Genomic DNA, 17761 nt, shown 5'->3' on the forward strand with positions numbered 1-17761 from the left:
GCCTATGCTTCCAGCAGTTCTTTAAGCTGCTGTAATTTTTGGGCTGCCAGCTTCACGACTGGTTGCGGAACGGAAGAGTCATAATCCAGGCCGTGAGGGAAAGTGGCTTTGCCAAGGTATACTGCTTCAACAGCAAGAACGGTATCCGGTTTTTCCAATTTGCCTTCCACAGCGCGGGTATTAATGCGTACAAAGTATTCTGAGTTGGTTAGTTCATCTTCAATTTTGTAGTCATATGTAGCACGGTAATATTCCCATTGCCACCGGACAAATCCGACTTTCTCGGCGCTCTCATCCAGGTATGCCAAGTCGCTCTTCAAGCCATCCAAGCCTGTATTCTCAAAAATCATAAGCGTTTGATCCTCCTCATAAGCTTCCGAGTATAATTTCTCGAGTATTTCTCTAGTTCATGATAGTATGTTTCCCCTTCCCGTGCAAGCTTTCCAAAGGCGTTTCGTATCGGTTTTCTTCCAATTCTGCTACAATATACAGCAATAGGTTTGAAGAGGAAGGTTCGGGCTTGATATAAGTCCCGTTTAAGATTGAAAGGGTGGAGAGACATGACTAATAATATATGGTGGGAAGATCTGCAGATCCACATGGTGGAATGGCGGCGTCACCTTCATCGCAATCCAGAGGTTTCCTTTCATGAGGAGAAGACATCCTCTTTTGTAGCGGATATGTTGGAGAGCTTTGGCGTTGAAGTGAGGCGTCATGTTGGTGGTCACGGGGTCATCGGTACCATTCGTGGGGACAAGCCGGGTCCTGTCGTCATGCTGCGAGCTGATATGGACGCACTTCCAATTCAGGATGAAAAGAATATCGAGTATGCATCACAACAAGCAGGAGCGATGCATGCATGCGGCCACGATGGTCATATCTCCATCTTGCTCGGTACGGCATTGTATTTCAGTCGTCACAAGCAGGAGATCCAAGGAGAGATTCGCTTTTTGTTCCAGCCAGCAGAAGAACTGCTTCCGGGTGGTGCAGTCCAGGTCATTGCGGATGGTGCGCTTGAAGGCGTGGATGTCATATATGGCATTCATCTGTGGACCCCGCTGCCTGTAGGTGTTGTTGCCAGTAAGGCAGGACCGATGATGGCGGCGGCGGACGATTTTTACATTGAGATCAAAGGCAAAGGTGGACATGGCGGGATGCCACAATCCACGATAGATAGTCTTATAGCGGGTTCTGCGCTTGTGATGCAGCTTCAGACCGTTGTCAGTCGTTCGGTTGATCCATTGCAACCCGCGGTGCTGACCATTGGTACAATGCAGGCGGGCTCGGCTCAGAATGTAATTGCAGAGCAATGCAAAATGAGCGGTACGGTAAGAACATTTGATGAAGAGACCCGAAACGGGATGAAAGAGCGTGTGCTTACCATGGTAGCCCAGACAGGGGCAGCTTACGGAGCAGAGACGCAAGTGAAATATATTATGGGATATCCGCCTGTGGTGAATGATGAACAAGAGACAGCACGTTTCTTCAGAGAGGCTACAGAATTATTTGGGGCAGAACGAGTGCAAGCATCCCCGATGCTGATGCCAGCGGAAGATTTTGCGTATTATCTGCAAAAGGTTCCAGGGTGCTTTATGTTTGTTGGAGCAGGCAACCCAGATAAAAATGCGATCTATCCGCATCATCATCCGATGTTTGATTTTGATGAAGACGCGATGCAGACGGCCGTGAAATTATTTATCGCCATGGCCAAAGGTTACACAGCAGAATGACTTTAGATGCAGTTGGGCATCCTGTTCATACCAAGGTATGGGCAGGATGTTTTTTTTGTGGATTTTATTAGAGGTTGTTCCAAAAGTCCACTTTTCGGTACTGAAAATCAGACTTTTTGAACTCGAAATTGTAGCGGTTCATTTTCGGAAGCTGCCGGAACTGGACTTTTTTGTGATAGGAGGAAGGCTCCAAATGGAAGGAACAGAACATATGGTAAGCACAGATGCTTGTATCGTTCAGCGAGATTTTACAGTTTTGCTGGAAGTTGGCCACCCCGGATTCGAAAGAGCAAGAGAGCAGCTTGGGATGTATTCAGAACTGGTTAAGACACCAGCAGCGTTTCATACCTACCGAATCACTCCGTTATCGCTCTGGAATGCGGCTGCGCTGGGATGGAATGCAGATCAGGTCATCGCAAGTTTGGAGCTGGTATCCCGCTGGAACGTGCCTGCTGCACTGATACAGGATGTTCGGAGAATCATGGATCAGTATGGCAAATTAAAGCTGCATTCCGAAGCAGATCACACTAGAATGCGTCTTTACAGTGAGGATGAGCGGTTGCTGGATGAATTAAGTGGATTGAAAACAATAGCTGCCTTTCGCATGGAACGTAAGGACGCTCATGAACTTCTGCTCCCAGGAGAACAGCGAGGGTTATTAAAAAGGGAATTAACACGATTGGGTTACCCCGTACTTGATTACGTAGGATATCGGGAGGGAACCAAGCTTTCATTTGATTGGCGGTCTAATGATCCGGGGGACCACTCTGAGCGGTTTGCGTTGCGTTCTTACCAGAGAGAGGCTGTGGATGCATTTGAAGGCAGTGAGGGCATGGGAGGAAGCGGTTTACTCGTACTTCCTTGCGGGGCAGGAAAAACGGTCATTGGGATGGCCGTGCTGGAGCGGCTTCAATGTGAATGCCTTATTTTGACGTCCAATACAACGTCTGTGCGACAGTGGATTCAGGAAATTCAAGACAAAACCACGATTACCAGCGAACAGATCGGTGAGTATTCCGGTCAGAAAAAACAGGTGAAACCTGTGACTGTAGCTACATATCAGATTCTTACACACCGGAAATCAAAGGATGCTGATTTTACCCACATCAAACTGCTCAGTGAGCGGCAATGGGGGCTGATCATATATGATGAAGTACATTTGCTGCCAGCACCAGTGTTTCGTGCAACTGCGGATATTCAAGCTACGCGAAGGCTGGGATTGACGGCCACCTTGGTTCGAGAGGATGGCTGTGAACAGGATGTGTTTTCGTTGATTGGTCCAAAGCTCTATGATATGCCGTGGAAACAACTGGAGCAGCAAGGGTGGATTGCTGATGTACAATGTCAAGAGATACGTATTCCGTTTTCCCCGGAACTAAGATCAAATTATCTGCAAGCCGAGGTTAAACATCAATTTCGATTGGCTGCCGAGAATCCGGCGAAGGTACATGTAGTTAAGCGTTTGCTGGAACGTCATCGGGATATGCCTGCGCTAGTGATTGGACAATATCTGGATCAACTTGAGTTGATTGCCCGGGAAATTGAAGCACCTTTGATCTCGGGTAACATGTCACAGCAAGAGCGAATCAAGTGGTTTGCCGCTTTTCGACGTGGAGAGATTAAAACAATTGTGGTATCCAAGGTTGCCAATTTTGCTGTGGATTTGCCTGATGCTGCTGTTGCGCTTGAGATATCCGGAAGTTTCGGGTCAAGGCAGGAAGAGGCACAGCGTTTGGGAAGAATTCTGAGACCAAAAGCTGGAGAAAACAAAGCATATTTCTATGCGTTGGTATCAGAGGATAGTAAGGAACAGGAGTTTGCATTAAACCGTCAGATGTTCTTGGTCGAGCAGGGATATGAATATGCCATCGTTCATGAGAACGAATAGTCCATTTATACTCGCGAAAAGAGGAGGGATTGGGATATGTCTTCATTTGAAGCGATAGATGAGCCTGTGGTACTGAACCTTGATTCATGGTCAAAGCTTGCTTTGGTGGAACAAAAAGTGCTTGGTGCAATTTTTCACAAACATGCCGGTCAGCCTTTTTCCTCCCTCCTGCCACGAGAACAGTGGGCCATCGAAGGACTCAGTGTCGCAGAAGCCAATTCTTCATTCGCCAGCCTTAGGCAGCAAAGATGGATTGAATCTGTATATAAGAGTTGGGGAGAGCGATTATTCTATATTCCTGCTTCGCTGATGGAGACATTGACGATTGCTTACGCACAAAGAGTGGGTATAACCGTTAAACAGATGGCACGGCATGCTCATGTATTACAGGAAGGAAAGCCGGATACTGCTGCGGAACTTCTTCATTTGATCGCGTGGATTGAAAGAGAAGGACTTCCTTTGACAGGGAAGGGCACTATACATAAGAAAAGTGTTCAAAAATTAAGTGTGATCACGGTGTTATCTTCGACAGACTTTGAAGGTCTGGGCATCCGATATGATCATTCGGATTTGTATCCGACCCACGTAGCTATCCTTCTCGATCTACTGCTCAGTCTGAATCTCGTTCAGAAGTCAGGTGGCCAAATTCAGATTGTAGATCATCGATTACAAAAATGGTTGCAGCTCTCGTGGAGACAGATGCATCGGGAAATATATCAAGCGTGTATGGAAAGATACGGAGAAGCTGAACCCGCGTTGCAGCATTTCCGTTATCAATTGGCAGTGTTGGCTCCAGAAAAAAACATATGGTGCCATATAGAGAATTTGGAATTGAAACCACGGATCAGGGGCTGGCTATACGCACTGGCTGGCTGGGGTTATGGTGAAGTAGGAGAAGATCAGTCGGGAGCGCTGGCATTCCGTTGGCTGATCGAACCGCATAGCCTGTTATATCGAGAACAAGAGATGGTAAGTGAGGCGGAGCCGTGTGGATTTTACATGCAGCCTGATTTCGAAATGTTGGTGCCGCCCGAAGCAGGGCCTGATGTGATCTGGATGCTGGAGCAATGCGCAGAACGGGTGACGCGTGATCGAATGTCCATCTACCGTATGACAAGAGAGCGATTCATTTCGGCCTTAGCCAGAGGGTATGAATTACATGAAGTGATAGAGTGTCTGGATCAATATGCGCTGACAGGCATACCAGAGAATGTACGTATTGCGTTAGCAGATTGGGGCAAGGAGACGGATGCTGCACCGTTGACTGTAAATCGGAGTATGAAGGTAATGGAGGCAAGTACAGGCTCTGCATATGATCCGAAGTTATTAGAAAAGGATATGTTGAGCGGTGTATATTCTTCTTTCTACACTCCCGATAGTCTAGGTCTGGTTGATGTCCCTGCTTCTCTCCATGGGTTGGAGCGTGATCAATCTGTCATTGAGAAGAAGTTCTCTCTGTTGGGATTTGAGGAGATACCGGAGACCTGGTACAGGGAGTGGCGTCGATATCATAGTTCAACCGCCCGACAGATTGCTGCCAAAGCCATTGAGTGGCAGACCAAGCTGGGGATACAACAGGAAAATCGTACGCAATACCTCATTCCACATCAGGTAGAGGGTCATGAACAATGGACTTTAAGCGGTTGGTGCATGTTGGATTCAAGTGAAAATACATCAGAGACGGAATGGCGTACATTCTCCCCGTCAGAGTGGGATACAATGCGTCTTATCCTGCCAGATGATGTCATAACCTGACTATTTCACGTGAATATCAGGTTGAAAGGCGAATTTTCGAGTTCCCCCTATTTCTAATTGCAGGAAAAACTCTTCTTAACTATTCATGGATATGCTATGATGAGGTAGTCTACGTTAAGTAGAACTTTATATATAGATAGGATGAATATTTCATGAGCGTAGCGGAAATGAACACGGTCGATATGGCCCAAGTGTTAACGGGCGCATATGAACTGGGCGACATGATTAACCAATCTGCCGAAGTATCGGATTATTTATATTGGAAGCAGCAAGTCGAGACTACTCCTGAGATTCAGATGGGGATTCGGAAGCTGAATGCCAAGAAGGAATTGTTTGAAGAAACACAGCGTTTCGGTCATTTTCACCCGGATTATCATGCAGCAAAAGACCAGGTGAAGGCTCTGGAACAGGAGTTGGAAAATTTCGAGGCGGTAATCCGCTTCAAACAGGCAGAGAAGTCCCTGGATGATATGTTATTCCAGATGTCAGAGACCATTGCATTTGCAGTGTCAACGACCATTAAGGTACCGAGCAATGACCCGAATCCGAAGGGCGGCTGCGGTAGTGGCGGCAAGTGTGGTTGCAGTTAAGTAATCATTATAGAAGGGCGGGGAACGATGATGTTTGCGGAAAGGACAGGATATATTATTTGGGTCAGTGATTTGAAGGCTGCCCGTAATCTCGAAAAATATGGCACCGTGCATTATATCTCCCGCCGTATGCATTATGTAGTCATGTATGTTAATGCAGAACGGGCAGATGATACGATGAAAAATGTGAAGCGACTTTCCTATGTGCGCAAGATCGAACGCTCGTATCGTAATGAGATCAAAACCGAGTATGCCAGCAAAACGATGGACAAAACGAGCTTTTACGGAATATAGAAGAGAAACTGGAGGGACCCTTTGGGGTCGCTCTTTTCTTGAATTATACACAAATTGGCTATTGTGAAAAAAAGTTAAACTTACGCCTTGAGGTTGCGGGACTAATGTTGTAATATATTTGGTAATAAATAGATAGAAAGTCCTATCTGGTGGAGAGTGATTCCCATGCGTGATAAGGTGATGCAACGTTGGAGCACCTACGAGCCGTTTTTCGTGGCTCTTGGAGACAAGAAAGTGGCCGACATCGTCATTACCCATCATGCCAAGATGCGGTATGCAGACCGTATTGAGCCTGCACGTAGTGATGATGACCATATTGCGGCGTGGTTATGGGAGTGTCTGAAGCAGGACCGTATAACACCATACTACCGTAATGAACAGGACGTCTACCTGATTGATGAGGATCTGGTGGTGGTCGCCGAATTTTCCGAACTTGAAGGAGAATATGATATTGCGGGCAATCCGCTGCACAAAATGATTGTAGTTACGTTTCTGGGACGTATGTCGGAGACCATTGAATTAAGGGACCTGAAGTCATATTATTCATGGTTAAGACATTCAAGAAGAATGACGTTGGTCAAAAATAGCCGTAAGCATAAGTAAGCCTGAGTAGATTCAATATGTTGAAATCATAGATTCAAGGATTATCGCATGCAGACAAGCTGCATGCTTTTTTTGTTGCCAAGCGAGAAATCGGCTACAATGTAGAGAGTGTAATCGAAGAGGGGCGAAGATATGAATTTTCACCAATTGCATATTTTTTATACGGTAGCAGAGAAGGGGAGTTTCTCGGCTGCTGCACAAGCATTACATATGACTCAACCGGCAGTAACGATGCAGATTCAATCATTGGAGGACTATTTTGGCACCAAGTTATTGCATCGTTCCACCAAAAAAATAGAATTATCCGAGGCTGGCCGGACTTTATTACCTCATGCGAAACGGAGTGTAGAGTTGGTCAGACAGACGGATGAAGCGATGTCGGCATTTACCCAGATGTTACAGGGCAGACTCCAGCTGGGAGCCAGCTTAACGATCGGGGAATATGTGCTTCCACGCATGCTCGGACCATTTGCACTTCAGTATCCCGATATTTCAATTGTCATGAAAGTAATGAATACAACGCAAATTATGGATGATATATTGAAGCACCAGCTTAATTTTGGTCTGATTGAAGCGCCAGTGCACCACCCGGACATGATTGTGGAGCCTGTCATGCAGGACGAGCTGAAACTAATTGTACCTGCCGGACATGATTTGGCTAAGCGTAGCAAAGTGAATATTGAGGATGTAATGAATTATCCTTTTGTGCTGCGTGAGAAGGGCTCGGGTACTCGTCAGGTGATGGAAGACCAATTGCAAAAGAAAAAGATTGATCCACAAGATATGAATGTAGTGATGGAACTTGGCAGTACAGGAGCGGTAAAATCGGCCGTGGAGGCAGGGGTAGGTATTACGATGTTATCTCCTTCTTCGGTGCAGCATGAACTGGCTCTGGGACTTGTTCATATTGTGGATATCCGCGGACTCGAATTCAAAAGGCAGTTCTATGCCATCCATCTAAAATCGTCCTTGTTGCCCCTGTCAGCAGTCGCTTTCCTGAATTATCTGCGTCAGCAGGAGCAGCCTCAGTCGGTACATAAGACGGGGAAGGCATAATAGTTGGCAACATCAATGGTAGATAAGATTGAATCATAATCAATTTTAAACAAAGGAGCTGTTGATCATGGATCAGCGCCAAGGACGCTGTGATCTTCATACGCATAGTCAGGCTTCCGATGGAATGCAGCCACCTGCTGATAATGTGAAGCTTGCCAAACAAAAAGGGCTATCTGCGGTTGCCCTAACGGACCATGATACAGTAGCTGGTGTAGCGGAAGCACAGCAAGCGGGAAAAGAGTACGATATTGATGTTGTTGCCGGAGTGGAGATCAGCACCCGGGCTGGCGGCAAAGATATTCATGTACTGGGCTATTACGTTAATACGGAGGATGAGATATTCCTGAAACGGTTGGCCGGATTACGAGAAGCGCGAGATGAGCGGAATCATCTGATTATCGCCAAGCTGCAAGAACTCGGGCTTGATATAAGCTGGCAGGAGGTACTGGATGAGCTGGGACGACCGTTAGAGCCGGATGAGAGTATTGGCAGACCTCATATGGCCGATGTGCTGGTGAAAAAAGGCTACGCTGTTGACATGCGGGATGCATTTGATCAGTATCTTGCTGAAGGCAAGCCAGGCTTTGTATCTGTACCCCGCGTTGCACCAGAGGATGCGTGTGAGTGGATCAGAGCCGCAGGTGGAGCCGCTGTGATTGCCCATCCGGGTCTCTATAACGATGATGAATTGGTGCGACGTATCATCGAAGACTCTCGTCCAGATGGCATTGAGGTGTTTCATTCGGACCATGGCCCAGAAGAGGAACGCAGGTATGGTAAGCTGGCCAAGGAATACGACCTCATTGAAACAGGTGGATCTGATTATCATGGTAAACGGCAAGGTGTTGTTTTCCACGGGGATCTTGGTAGCAAGACCGTAACGGTTGATGTGTTGGAAAGGCTGAAGGCAGCTGCTTCACAGCAAAGGGGAGAGTAAGCGAGACGTTGCAACGCTCTATCTGACTATAATAAATTCTGTATTACTGGATACATTTTAAGATCGAAGGAGTAAGAGACATGCAAGCATGATAGGGCTGAACGTTCATGTTTGCATGTCCCTTTTTTTGTTCTGAAAATAGTCTATGTAATGGAATAGTTTACCCAAGCGCCACGTGTAGCCCCGAGACGTTCGAATAATTGCTGTGCCCGCTCATTGGTCACTGCTGTGATCCAAGACATATATGCACATCCATGGTCACGCGTATATTGCTGACAGTGTGCAAATAATTTGGCTTCTGCTTCGCCTTCTCTGAATGTTTCCGTAACGAATAGGTCATTCATGATGGCGACACGCTCTGCTTTCATCGTGCTGTATGTAAAGAATAGGGTAGAAAATCCGATAAGCTTCCCGTCCTCTTCTGCCACGAATTGAGCACCGATCTGCTGATTAAGCAGGTTGTTTATCAAAAGCTGGATAGATTGATCACCAGGCCAGGGGTTGTTGTAGAATCCCACCACATAGTCATGCATTAATGCCATCAGGGGTTTCAGATCATCAGGTTGAGTTTCTCTGATATGTATGGTCACGGTACACTTCCTTTAACTACAAATTTTATTAATCACAATTGAATTATTATACTTATAAGTGAATTAATATTCAAAGGAAATGATAAATAGGCTGAGCTTCACATATCATTCAAACAAGTAGTACAACCACAAAAATCCCCTGAACCGTTAATGGTCAGGGGATTTTTCTATTGTTACTGTTACATCGCACCTTATGAGCTAAGCATACTATCCATTTTTAATGGTGGATGGCAGACTTTTGATCAATTCATCATTTGGCGTGACAAACAACGTCTTCTGATGATCATAGATCACAAAACCAGGCTTCGCACCACTTGGTTTGCGCACATGACGGATAAACGTGTAATCCACAGGCACACTGCTGGACTCCTTGGCCTGGCTGAAATAGGCAGCAAGCTGTGCTGCTTCTTCCAATGTAGCTTCACCAAATTCCGTACTGCGAATAACGACATGTGAACCTGGAATGTCTTTGGTATGCAGCCAGGTGTCGTTGGAAGAAGCGAGACGGTTGGTCACGTACTCATTCTGCAGGTTGTTTTTGCCCACAAGAATATCAATTCCCTCCGAGGAGGTGAACTGGTGTACGGTTGGACGGTCACTTTTCTTCTTCTTTTTACCCTTTTTATTACGGTCACGAAGGTATCCTTGCTGTACAAGCTCGTCCCGTATTTCCTCAATATCGTTCATCGATGCAATGGAGAGCTGCTGTAACAGGTTATCGAGGTAGTCAATCTCGTCTTTGGTTTTGCCAAGCTGCTCATGAATGACAGCCAGACTGTTCTTGTATTTGTTATACCGCTTGAAATAACGTTGTGCGTTGTCAGATGGTGTAAGCAGTGGATCAAGCTGAATGGTAATGTTGGCTTGGTCTTCATCGTAGAAGTTCACAAGCTCCACGCTCTTGTCCCCTTTGTGAACCAGATGCAGGGAGGCAAACAGCAACTCACCCCATAGTCTGAACATGTCCGCATCATCCGCTTCCAGTAGATCCTTGTTCAGGTTGTCCAGCTTTTTGATGTTTTTGCTTCGCTCATTCTGCAGAAAACGGAGCAGATCACTTACTCTCTGTTTAACCGTGTCTCGTTCAGCCTTATCTCCGTAATAATCTTCCATGCACTTGCTCATCGTGTCATAGGTTTTCTCCAAATCCTGAATGCTCTGAAGGTGAACGGCTGAGAAAATCATTTTGCCTTTGGCGTTCATTCCGGTTACAGGTGTGTAGATATGATCTCTGACAGGTCCCATCACGGCTTCAAAAGCGTTCCAGAGTGCACCAGTCTCAACTCGGCTTTCACCCTCAACCACAGCTGGAGTGCTCACGGTGCCTTCAGCAGCAATTCCACGAGCAGCAATCTCTCCCGCAATTAACGGGCTAAGACCACTAAAGGAGTTCACAAGCCAGCGTGATGCCTCTTCTTCAGTGGCATGATAGCTGTCCTCGAAAGCTGTACGACTCACTTCGAGCGGATTACTTTTATGTTGCTCGGGTGGGGCAGTATACGCGAATCCAGGCATGATTACCCGGTAGCTACTGATGGAAGGAGTCACATGATGAATGCCATCCAGAATCGTTCCTGTAACGGGATCAAGCAAAATAATATTACTGTGACGCCCCATCAATTCAATGATGATCCGTTTTACCGAAACATCCCCCAGTTCGTCGCGCTGGCGCACATTGATGTGGATAATACGCTCCATGCCAATCTGACGGATCTCCTCAATGATTGCACCTTCACAGTGCTTACGGAGCAACATGCAGAACATGGGTGCTTCCGTAGGGTTAAGAAATGTCTTTTCCGTATAATGCACACGAGGATAGGTTGGGCTTGCCGAAACAAGCAATTTACTATTTCCGCGCTGAGCACGCAGGGTGAGAACTACGTCATGGCCATTCGGCTGATGGATTTTGCTAATACGTCCACCAATGCAGCCTTGCAGTTCATGAACAATGGCCCGTGTTACAATGCCGTCCAATGCCATTTTTTCCACTTCCTCTCTCTATCGAGCATCTGCATTTATCATGCCAAATGCTTCATCTATATAACTGAAACGTGCAACCAGGTATGTAAAAAAACAAGGACTGGCTACAGATTCTTCGTTGCTTGCCTGTTGAACAATGGAATTGGTACTGCGCAGAACATCGCAGACTTTTATTTTAGCCTATTCTGTCCATCAGGGAAAGGATTCACCTTCCGGGTGCTAATCACAGACCTGTCCGAATACATATAGAGCAGGTAGTTTGTCCGGCATAGTGTACAGCCTGTCGACCAGCGCGCCGGTGAGTCATGTGAGCTTATTTTGCAGATGAAATACAGACTGGGAGGGAAACTTGAAGCATGGAACATACCAAGTGGCATCAACTTAGTGATGAAGAGCTTCGTAACACTCTTGGCGTCAGCCCGCAGGAAGGATTGACGGATGAAGCTGTAGCAGAGAAGAGGAAAGTGGTCGGTTCGAATGAGCTGAGCGAGGGGAAACGCATTTCTCCAATTACATTGCTCTTGAATCAGTTCAAGGATTTTATGGTGCTGGTGTTGATGGGAGCAACGTTGGTATCTGGATTACTGGGTGAGTATCTGGATGCGGTAACGATTGTGGCTATTATCGTACTGAATGCGATTCTGGGGTTTGTACAGGAATTCCGGGCTGAACGATCTCTTCGTGCATTGAAACAGTTGTCTGCACCTCTTGCCAAAGTGCTTCGTTCAGGCCAGGAAGTACACCTTGCCGCCAAACAACTTGTCCCCGGGGATATTATCATGGTGGAGAGTGGGGACCGCATACCCGCTGATGTGCGCTGGCTGCAAACGAACAGTCTGGATGTCGAGGAATCGGCACTTACTGGGGAATCGGTTCCTGTAAGCAAACATTGCCTTCCGATTGCGGACGAGGACGTTCCGCTGGGTGATCAGAAGAATATTGGTTTTATGGGTACCATGGTCACTCGTGGTACAGCCAAAGGTGTGGTTATCCGTACGGGGATGGAGACGGAGATGGGCAAAATCGCCGATCTGATCCAAAATACGGAGGAGCAAGAAACACCGTTACAGCACAGGCTGGAGCAATTGGGCAAAATTCTGATTTTTGTCGCATTGGGATTAACCATTATGGTTGTCGTCGCAGGTATATTGCACGGTCAACCAGCCGTTGGCATGTTTCTGGCAGGGGTCAGCCTCGCGGTGGCTGCCATACCGGAGGGCCTGCCGGCCATTGTAACCATTGCACTCGCACTAGGCGTGCAGCGTATGATCAAACGTAAAGCCATTGTACGCAAACTGCCTTCTGTCGAAACTCTGGGCTGTGCATCCGTAATCTGTTCGGATAAGACTGGCACGCTCACCCAGAACAAGATGACGGTAACGGATGTGTGGTTGGAGGGACGTAACATCAAGGTTACCGGGGATGGTTATGCACCTGAAGGGCAGATGCTGGAGAACGGTCGTACGGTGGAACTGAAGAGCGACCAGTCCCTGCGCAGAATGCTTCAGATCAGCGCGCTTTGCAACAATGCGAGTATTGTGGAAAGTGCTGCAAGCGAGGTGGGGAGCAAGAAAAAGGGCAAGGATACCAAAAAGGAAAGCAAGAAAAACACGAAAAAAGGTGACCTCCAAGAAGAAACCGTTCAACGAGATAATGTATTCTGGGAGCTGAAAGGCGATCCGACGGAAGGGGCACTCGTCACACTGGCCTCCAAAATGGGGCTTACTCCTGCCGGACTCAAAGAGTTGTATGCCCGCCAGCAGGAATTCCCGTTTGATTCGGAGCGTAAACGCATGTCGGTCCTGGTTCATCATCAGGGGGGCCGAATGATCTATACCAAAGGTGCACCGGATGTGTTGATCGGACACTGTAGTTATATTTTGTGGGAAGGCAAGGTCGTGCCTTTCACTGGGACACTGCGCCAGAAAGTGATGGCAGCTAACGAGAGCATGGCCGGAGCGGCACTACGTGTCCTTGGAATGGCCTATCGTGAAGTGCGGCCGGAAGAAAAAGTGGCTGATGAACATGCCGCCGAGAGTCAGCTAGTTTTCGTAGGACTTGCAGGTATGATTGATCCGCCGCGTCGTGAAGTGCGAGATGCGATTGCCACATGCCGCAAGGCGGGGATACGAACTGTCATGATCACAGGTGATCATGGAACAACGGCAGAAGCCATTGCTCATCAACTCGGGATTCTTCCTCGTGGAGGTGCCTCCTTAAGTGGTCAGCAGCTGGCAGGCATGACAGACGATCAACTGGATAAACAGGTAGAGGGCATATATGTTTTCTCAAGGGTAAGTCCTGAACACAAGCTTCGGATCGTAAAATCGTTACAGCGCAAAGGGCATGTCGTCGCCATGACGGGTGATGGAGTCAATGATGCTCCAGCTATTAAAGCGGCAGACATCGGCATAGCGATGGGCATTACAGGCACAGATGTGACGAAGGAAGCTTCTGCGCTCATTCTGAGTGATGACAACTTCTCAACCATTGTGGCTGCGATTGAAGAAGGCCGTAATATTTATGAGAACATTCGCAAGTTTATCCGTTATTTGCTGGCATCAAACGTGGGCGAAATATTGACGATGTTCTTTGCGATGATGATGGGCTTGCCGCTGCCACTCGTACCTATTCAGATTCTGTGGGTTAACCTCGTAACAGATGGCTTGCCTGCAATGGCGCTGGGGGTAGATCAGCCTGAGAAAGATTTGATGGAACACAAACCCCGTGGCGCCAAGGAAAACATTTTTGCTCGCAGACTGGGGTGGAAAATCGTCAGCCGGGGTGTGTTGATTGGGTTATGCACACTCGGAGCGTTCTGGCTTACCCTTCAGGCTGCGCCGGATAATCCGGGTCAACTGATCAAGGCACAGTCTGTTGCTTTTGCTACACTCGTTTTGGCGCAGCTTATTCATGTCTTTGATTGCCGTAGTTCGCGGTCCATCTTCCACCGGAATCCTTTACAGAACAAATATCTGGTTCTTGCGGTGATTTCATCGGTTGTACTGATGCTGGTTGTCATGTACGTTGAACCATTGCAGCCGATCTTCAAAACCGTACCTCTGGGATTGCGTGAATGGGCGCTCTGTATCGTTGCTGCAGGCATTCCAACGTTTCTTATGGGCGCAGGCAGCGTCTGGGGTGGTCGTCGTAACCGCCGCCGTATGGGTGGTACTGGCCGCTTCGTACCGAAAAGTACAAAGTTTTCGGCATAAAATCAATACCTTTTCCTTACCTATTTCGTTATGCTATCCTCAAAATGATTCGAAGCGGCAGCTTTGGCATTTTGCAGGATAGCTTTTTTGTGTAAATGTTGAATATGAATTTCTATGGTAATCCTGTAGAAGAGCAAGAATATAGCTTTGGCAGTAGACTGCCAAAAGGAGTGGGCAAGATTATGGAATTTACGAAAATGCATGGACTTGGTAACGATTTTATCGTTGTATTTGGTGAAAAGGAGCTTCCGGCAGATGCAGCAGAATTGGCTGTGAAATGGTGCAACCGTTTCTTTGGCATCGGTGCGGACGGCCTGGTTTATATACTGCCTTCGGAGAAGGCAGACTTTCAGATGCGTATCATGAATTCGGACGGTTCGGAAGCAGAACAGTGCGGTAATGCCATTCGCTGTGTATCCAAATACGTATACGATCATGGTCACGTGAGCCAGGAGCAGATTACCATTGAAACCATTGGTGCAGGGGTACAACCTGTGAGTCTCAACATTCGTGATGGTAAAGTGGAAACTGTTCGTGTCGATATGGGCGAGCCGATCCTGAACGGTCTTCAAGTGCCTACAACGGTGGATGCCAACCCAGTGGTTGATCACTACATTGAAGCGAATGGACATGCGTTCAAATTCACCGCCGTATCCATGGGTAACCCGCATGCGGTTATCTATGTAGATGACGCTGTGAATTTTGACCTCACGACTTGGGGACCACTTCTTGAAGTGCATCCGATGTTTCCAAAAAAAATCAATGTGGAATTCGCCACAGTTCGTGACCGTGGATATGTGGACATGCGTGTATGGGAACGCGGAGCGGGTCCAACACTTGCTTGTGGAACCGGAGCTTGTGCGACACTGGTATCCTCTGTCCTGAATGGACATACAGATCGTACAGCAGTCATCAGCCTCAAGGGTGGGGATCTCCACATTGAGTGGAATGAAGCTGACAATCATGTGTACATGACTGGACCTGCTGAAGTTGTTTTTAAAGGAATCACTTCATAAAAAGTGAAAGGTTTAACCAAAGGGGCCTGCGGGCCTCTTTTTTTGTCAAAAAGGATAAGTCGTGTCTCCTGTACAGAGACATATTGGGGCTGTATGGCAAGAAAGTCCATATGAGCTGGATACTCATCAAAAACCTGTGTTTTTCTTCGTTTTTTAGCGTTTTTTGTGTTACATTAGTATGTAAATGATCGCAGCTAGGCGGGGGGAAATGGGATGAAGGCGGATTTGCGCAAAGTTATGCAGGAACGGGTTCTCGTTGGAGATGGGGCCATGGGAACATTTCTGTACCAAATGGGGTTCCCGGTGGGGATTTCATATGAAGAATTAAACTTGATTTCACCTGAAGTAGTGGCGGATGTACATCGCCGTTATCGGGATGCAGGTACAGAAATATTTGAAACAAATACGTATTCTGCCAATTACGACAAGTTGTCCAAGTTCGGTCTGGAGTCCAAGGTGGAGGACGTGAACCGTGCCGGCGTACGCATCGCCAAAGAGGTAGCTGGAGATACCGGTTATGTGCTTGGTGCAGTTGGTTCCATTCGAGGTGGCAAGCGGACGAATGTGTCAACGAGTGAACTGAAACGCTTTTATCAACAACAGATCTCTGCACTGCTAGATGAAGGCGTGGATGGCATTTTGCTTGAGACCTTCTATGATATCGAGGAAATGGATATTGCCCTTTTGCAAGCGCGAAAGCTAAGTGATCTGCCCGTAATTGGACAGTTCGCGGTAGAGGATGTAGGACACACACTGGACGGATATACAATGCCTGAAGCCTTCCGGATTATGCGGGAGCAGGGCGCGGATGTCATTGGTTTTAACTGTCGCTCAGGTCCAAACGGAATTATGCGTGCCATGGAAACCGTCTCGGGACGAATTGGTATTCCAATGTCCGTCTACCCGAATGCGGGTGCAGCAGATTATGTAGATGGTGAGTTCCGTTATGGTGCGACTCCGGAGTACTTTGGTCAGACGGCAGTGCAATTTGCTGAACTGGGCGCTCGTATTATCGGTGGTTGCTGTGGTACGACACCTGATCATATCACCGCTATGAAAGAGGCGCTTGCTGACTATGTGCCTTCGCCTATTCTGGAGCCTGATCCGTCAGAATCCAAACCGCGTATTGTGTTGCATGAAAATGTGGATGAGCGTTCCGGACGTGGCGGACAGCCTACGATCGTTGATCTGGTCAAGCATCGTCACACCGTTATCGTTGAACTTGACCCGCCACGTGACTTGGACATTGCCAAGTTCATGAAAGGTGCCGAGACACTGAAAGCAGCCGGAGCCGATGCCCTGACACTGGCCGATAATTCACTCGCGGTTACACGCATGAGCAACATGGCGCTGGGTCACCTCGTTCAGGATCGCACGGGCCTTCGTCCACTGGTGCATATTGCCTGCCGTGACCGGAATCTGATTGGAACGCAGTCCCACATGATGGGGTTTGATGCTTTGAGTATTAATCATGTACTGGCTGTAACAGGAGATCCTGCAAGATTTGGCGATCTGCCTGGTTCGAGCTCGGTATACGATCTGACTTCTTTTGAAATCATACGCATGATCAAACAGTTGAACGATGGAGTAGCTTTCTCAGGTAAACCACTGAAGCAAAAAGCTGGTTTTGTAATCGGAGCAGCATTTAATCCCAATGTGAAATATTTGGAGAAAGCTGTACAACGTCTGGAGAAGAAAATTACCTCTGGCGCTGATTACATCATGACACAACCGATCTATGATCCTGAGTTGATTGTAGCAATGCACGAAGCGACCAAACATCTGGATGTGCCCATTTTTGTAGGTGTAATGCCGCTAGCGAGTGGACGGAATGCAGAGTATCTACACAACGAGGTTCCCGGGATCCAGCTTTCGGATGAAGTGCGTTCCCGTATGGCAGGTCTGGAAGGCGAAGAAGGCCGTGCGATGGGAGTAAAAATTGCCAAAGAACTGCTGGACGTAGCAACAGCGCATTTCAAAGGCATCTATCTCATGACACCGTTTATGTTCTACGGCATGACGGCCGAACTGACTCAATACGTATGGGAGAAGTCGGAGCATCAATGTCCTACTTGTTTCAACCCTAATAATCAATTACAATAGTAAA

General features: G+C 47.4%; 14 protein-coding genes. 11 read left to right on the forward strand and 3 right to left on the reverse strand.

What is annotated here, in order from left to right; translation table 11 throughout:
• Positions 1-2 precede the first annotated feature (2 nt).
• Positions 3-350 carry a YugN family protein gene (locus CXK86_RS07700; RefSeq protein ID WP_036614650.1) on the reverse strand — a complete coding sequence of 116 codons (348 nt, stop codon included), beginning with the start codon at positions 348-350 and terminating at the stop codon, positions 3-5.
• 210 nt (positions 351-560) lie between these two features.
• On the opposite strand from CXK86_RS07700, the gene CXK86_RS07705 reads away from it, so the two are divergent.
• The 8 genes from CXK86_RS07705 to CXK86_RS07740 all read left to right on the forward strand — a co-directional run bounded on the left by CXK86_RS07705 (position 561) and on the right by CXK86_RS07740 (position 8853).
• A complete protein-coding gene (locus CXK86_RS07705; protein ID WP_076250861.1) occupies positions 561-1730 on the forward strand; it encodes a M20 family metallopeptidase in 1170 nt (389 codons plus the stop codon).
• Positions 1731-1923: 193 nt separating this feature from the next.
• Positions 1924-3618, forward strand: a complete 1695-nt coding sequence (locus CXK86_RS07710; RefSeq protein WP_083684415.1) for a DNA repair helicase XPB — start codon at positions 1924-1926, stop codon at positions 3616-3618.
• Between the two features lie 36 nt (positions 3619-3654).
• Positions 3655-5373 carry a helicase-associated domain-containing protein gene (locus CXK86_RS07715; protein ID WP_101313587.1) on the forward strand — a complete coding sequence of 573 codons (1719 nt, stop codon included), beginning with the start codon at positions 3655-3657 and terminating at the stop codon, positions 5371-5373.
• Positions 5374-5525: 152 nt separating this feature from the next.
• Positions 5526-5963, forward strand: a complete 438-nt coding sequence (locus tag CXK86_RS07720; protein ID WP_036614642.1) for a YlbF/YmcA family competence regulator — start codon at positions 5526-5528, stop codon at positions 5961-5963.
• Positions 5964-5993: 30 nt separating this feature from the next.
• A complete protein-coding gene (locus tag CXK86_RS07725) occupies positions 5994-6257 on the forward strand; it encodes a YlbG family protein (RefSeq protein ID WP_076251211.1) in 264 nt (87 codons plus the stop codon).
• A 165-nt stretch (positions 6258-6422) separates the two neighbouring features.
• The gene (locus CXK86_RS07730) at positions 6423-6860 is read left to right on the forward strand and encodes a hypothetical protein (protein ID WP_017687436.1); all 438 of its coding nucleotides are present in this window, start codon (positions 6423-6425) and stop codon (positions 6858-6860) included.
• Between the two features lie 132 nt (positions 6861-6992).
• Complete coding sequence (locus CXK86_RS07735; RefSeq protein WP_036674887.1) at positions 6993-7916, forward strand: selenium metabolism-associated LysR family transcriptional regulator; 924 nt, start codon at positions 6993-6995, stop codon at positions 7914-7916.
• 67 nt (positions 7917-7983) lie between these two features.
• Complete coding sequence (locus CXK86_RS07740) at positions 7984-8853, forward strand: PHP domain-containing protein (RefSeq protein WP_101313588.1); 870 nt, start codon at positions 7984-7986, stop codon at positions 8851-8853.
• A gap of 143 nt (positions 8854-8996) precedes the next feature.
• On the opposite strand, the gene CXK86_RS07745 is transcribed toward CXK86_RS07740, so the two are convergent.
• Both CXK86_RS07745 and CXK86_RS07750 read right to left on the reverse strand, forming a co-directional pair.
• Positions 8997-9443 (reverse strand): GNAT family N-acetyltransferase, encoded by a 447-nt coding sequence (locus CXK86_RS07745; protein ID WP_101313589.1) that lies wholly within the window; start codon positions 9441-9443, stop codon positions 8997-8999.
• Between the two features lie 207 nt (positions 9444-9650).
• Positions 9651-11423 carry an Rqc2 family fibronectin-binding protein gene (locus CXK86_RS07750; RefSeq protein ID WP_101313590.1) on the reverse strand — a complete coding sequence of 591 codons (1773 nt, stop codon included), beginning with the start codon at positions 11421-11423 and terminating at the stop codon, positions 9651-9653.
• 356 nt (positions 11424-11779) lie between these two features.
• Between CXK86_RS07750 and CXK86_RS07755 the strand changes: the two genes are divergently transcribed.
• From CXK86_RS07755 to CXK86_RS07765, 3 genes are all read left to right on the forward strand, one after another.
• Positions 11780-14638, forward strand: coding sequence for a calcium-translocating P-type ATPase, SERCA-type (locus CXK86_RS07755; RefSeq protein ID WP_076250871.1), 2859 nt, complete (start codon positions 11780-11782; stop codon positions 14636-14638).
• Between the two features lie 182 nt (positions 14639-14820).
• Positions 14821-15654 carry a diaminopimelate epimerase gene (dapF, locus tag CXK86_RS07760; RefSeq protein WP_076251213.1) on the forward strand — a complete coding sequence of 278 codons (834 nt, stop codon included), beginning with the start codon at positions 14821-14823 and terminating at the stop codon, positions 15652-15654.
• A 213-nt stretch (positions 15655-15867) separates the two neighbouring features.
• Positions 15868-17757 (forward strand): bifunctional homocysteine S-methyltransferase/methylenetetrahydrofolate reductase, encoded by a 1890-nt coding sequence (locus tag CXK86_RS07765; protein WP_047843687.1) that lies wholly within the window; start codon positions 15868-15870, stop codon positions 17755-17757.
• The last annotated feature ends 4 nt before the right edge of the window (positions 17758-17761 follow it).

This window comes from Paenibacillus sp. BGI2013 (genome assembly GCF_002843485.1).
Lineage (GTDB): Bacteria > Bacillota > Bacilli > Paenibacillales > Paenibacillaceae > Paenibacillus > Paenibacillus amylolyticus.

Excerpts from the sequence above, each read along its gene's own strand:
- CXK86_RS07730 (WP_017687436.1), top strand. The coding sequence starts at position 6,423 with ATGCGTGATAAGGTGATGCAACGTTGGAGCACCTACGAGCCGTTTTTC.
- CXK86_RS07710 (WP_083684415.1), top strand. The coding sequence starts at position 1,924 with ATGGAAGGAACAGAACATATGGTAAGCACAGATGCTTGTATCGTTCAG.
- CXK86_RS07735 (WP_036674887.1), top strand. The coding sequence starts at position 6,993 with ATGAATTTTCACCAATTGCATATTTTTTATACGGTAGCAGAGAAGGGG.
- dapF (WP_076251213.1), top strand. The coding sequence starts at position 14,821 with ATGGAATTTACGAAAATGCATGGACTTGGTAACGATTTTATCGTTGTA.
- CXK86_RS07705 (WP_076250861.1), top strand. The coding sequence starts at position 561 with ATGACTAATAATATATGGTGGGAAGATCTGCAGATCCACATGGTGGAA.
- CXK86_RS07720 (WP_036614642.1), top strand. The coding sequence starts at position 5,526 with ATGAGCGTAGCGGAAATGAACACGGTCGATATGGCCCAAGTGTTAACG.
- CXK86_RS07715 (WP_101313587.1), top strand. The coding sequence starts at position 3,655 with ATGTCTTCATTTGAAGCGATAGATGAGCCTGTGGTACTGAACCTTGAT.
- CXK86_RS07755 (WP_076250871.1), top strand. The coding sequence starts at position 11,780 with ATGGAACATACCAAGTGGCATCAACTTAGTGATGAAGAGCTTCGTAAC.
- CXK86_RS07700 (WP_036614650.1), bottom strand. The coding sequence starts at position 350 with ATGATTTTTGAGAATACAGGCTTGGATGGCTTGAAGAGCGACTTGGCA.
- CXK86_RS07765 (WP_047843687.1), top strand. The coding sequence starts at position 15,868 with ATGAAGGCGGATTTGCGCAAAGTTATGCAGGAACGGGTTCTCGTTGGA.
- CXK86_RS07750 (WP_101313590.1), bottom strand. The coding sequence starts at position 11,423 with ATGGCATTGGACGGCATTGTAACACGGGCCATTGTTCATGAACTGCAA.
- CXK86_RS07725 (WP_076251211.1), top strand. The coding sequence starts at position 5,994 with ATGTTTGCGGAAAGGACAGGATATATTATTTGGGTCAGTGATTTGAAG.
- CXK86_RS07740 (WP_101313588.1), top strand. The coding sequence starts at position 7,984 with ATGGATCAGCGCCAAGGACGCTGTGATCTTCATACGCATAGTCAGGCT.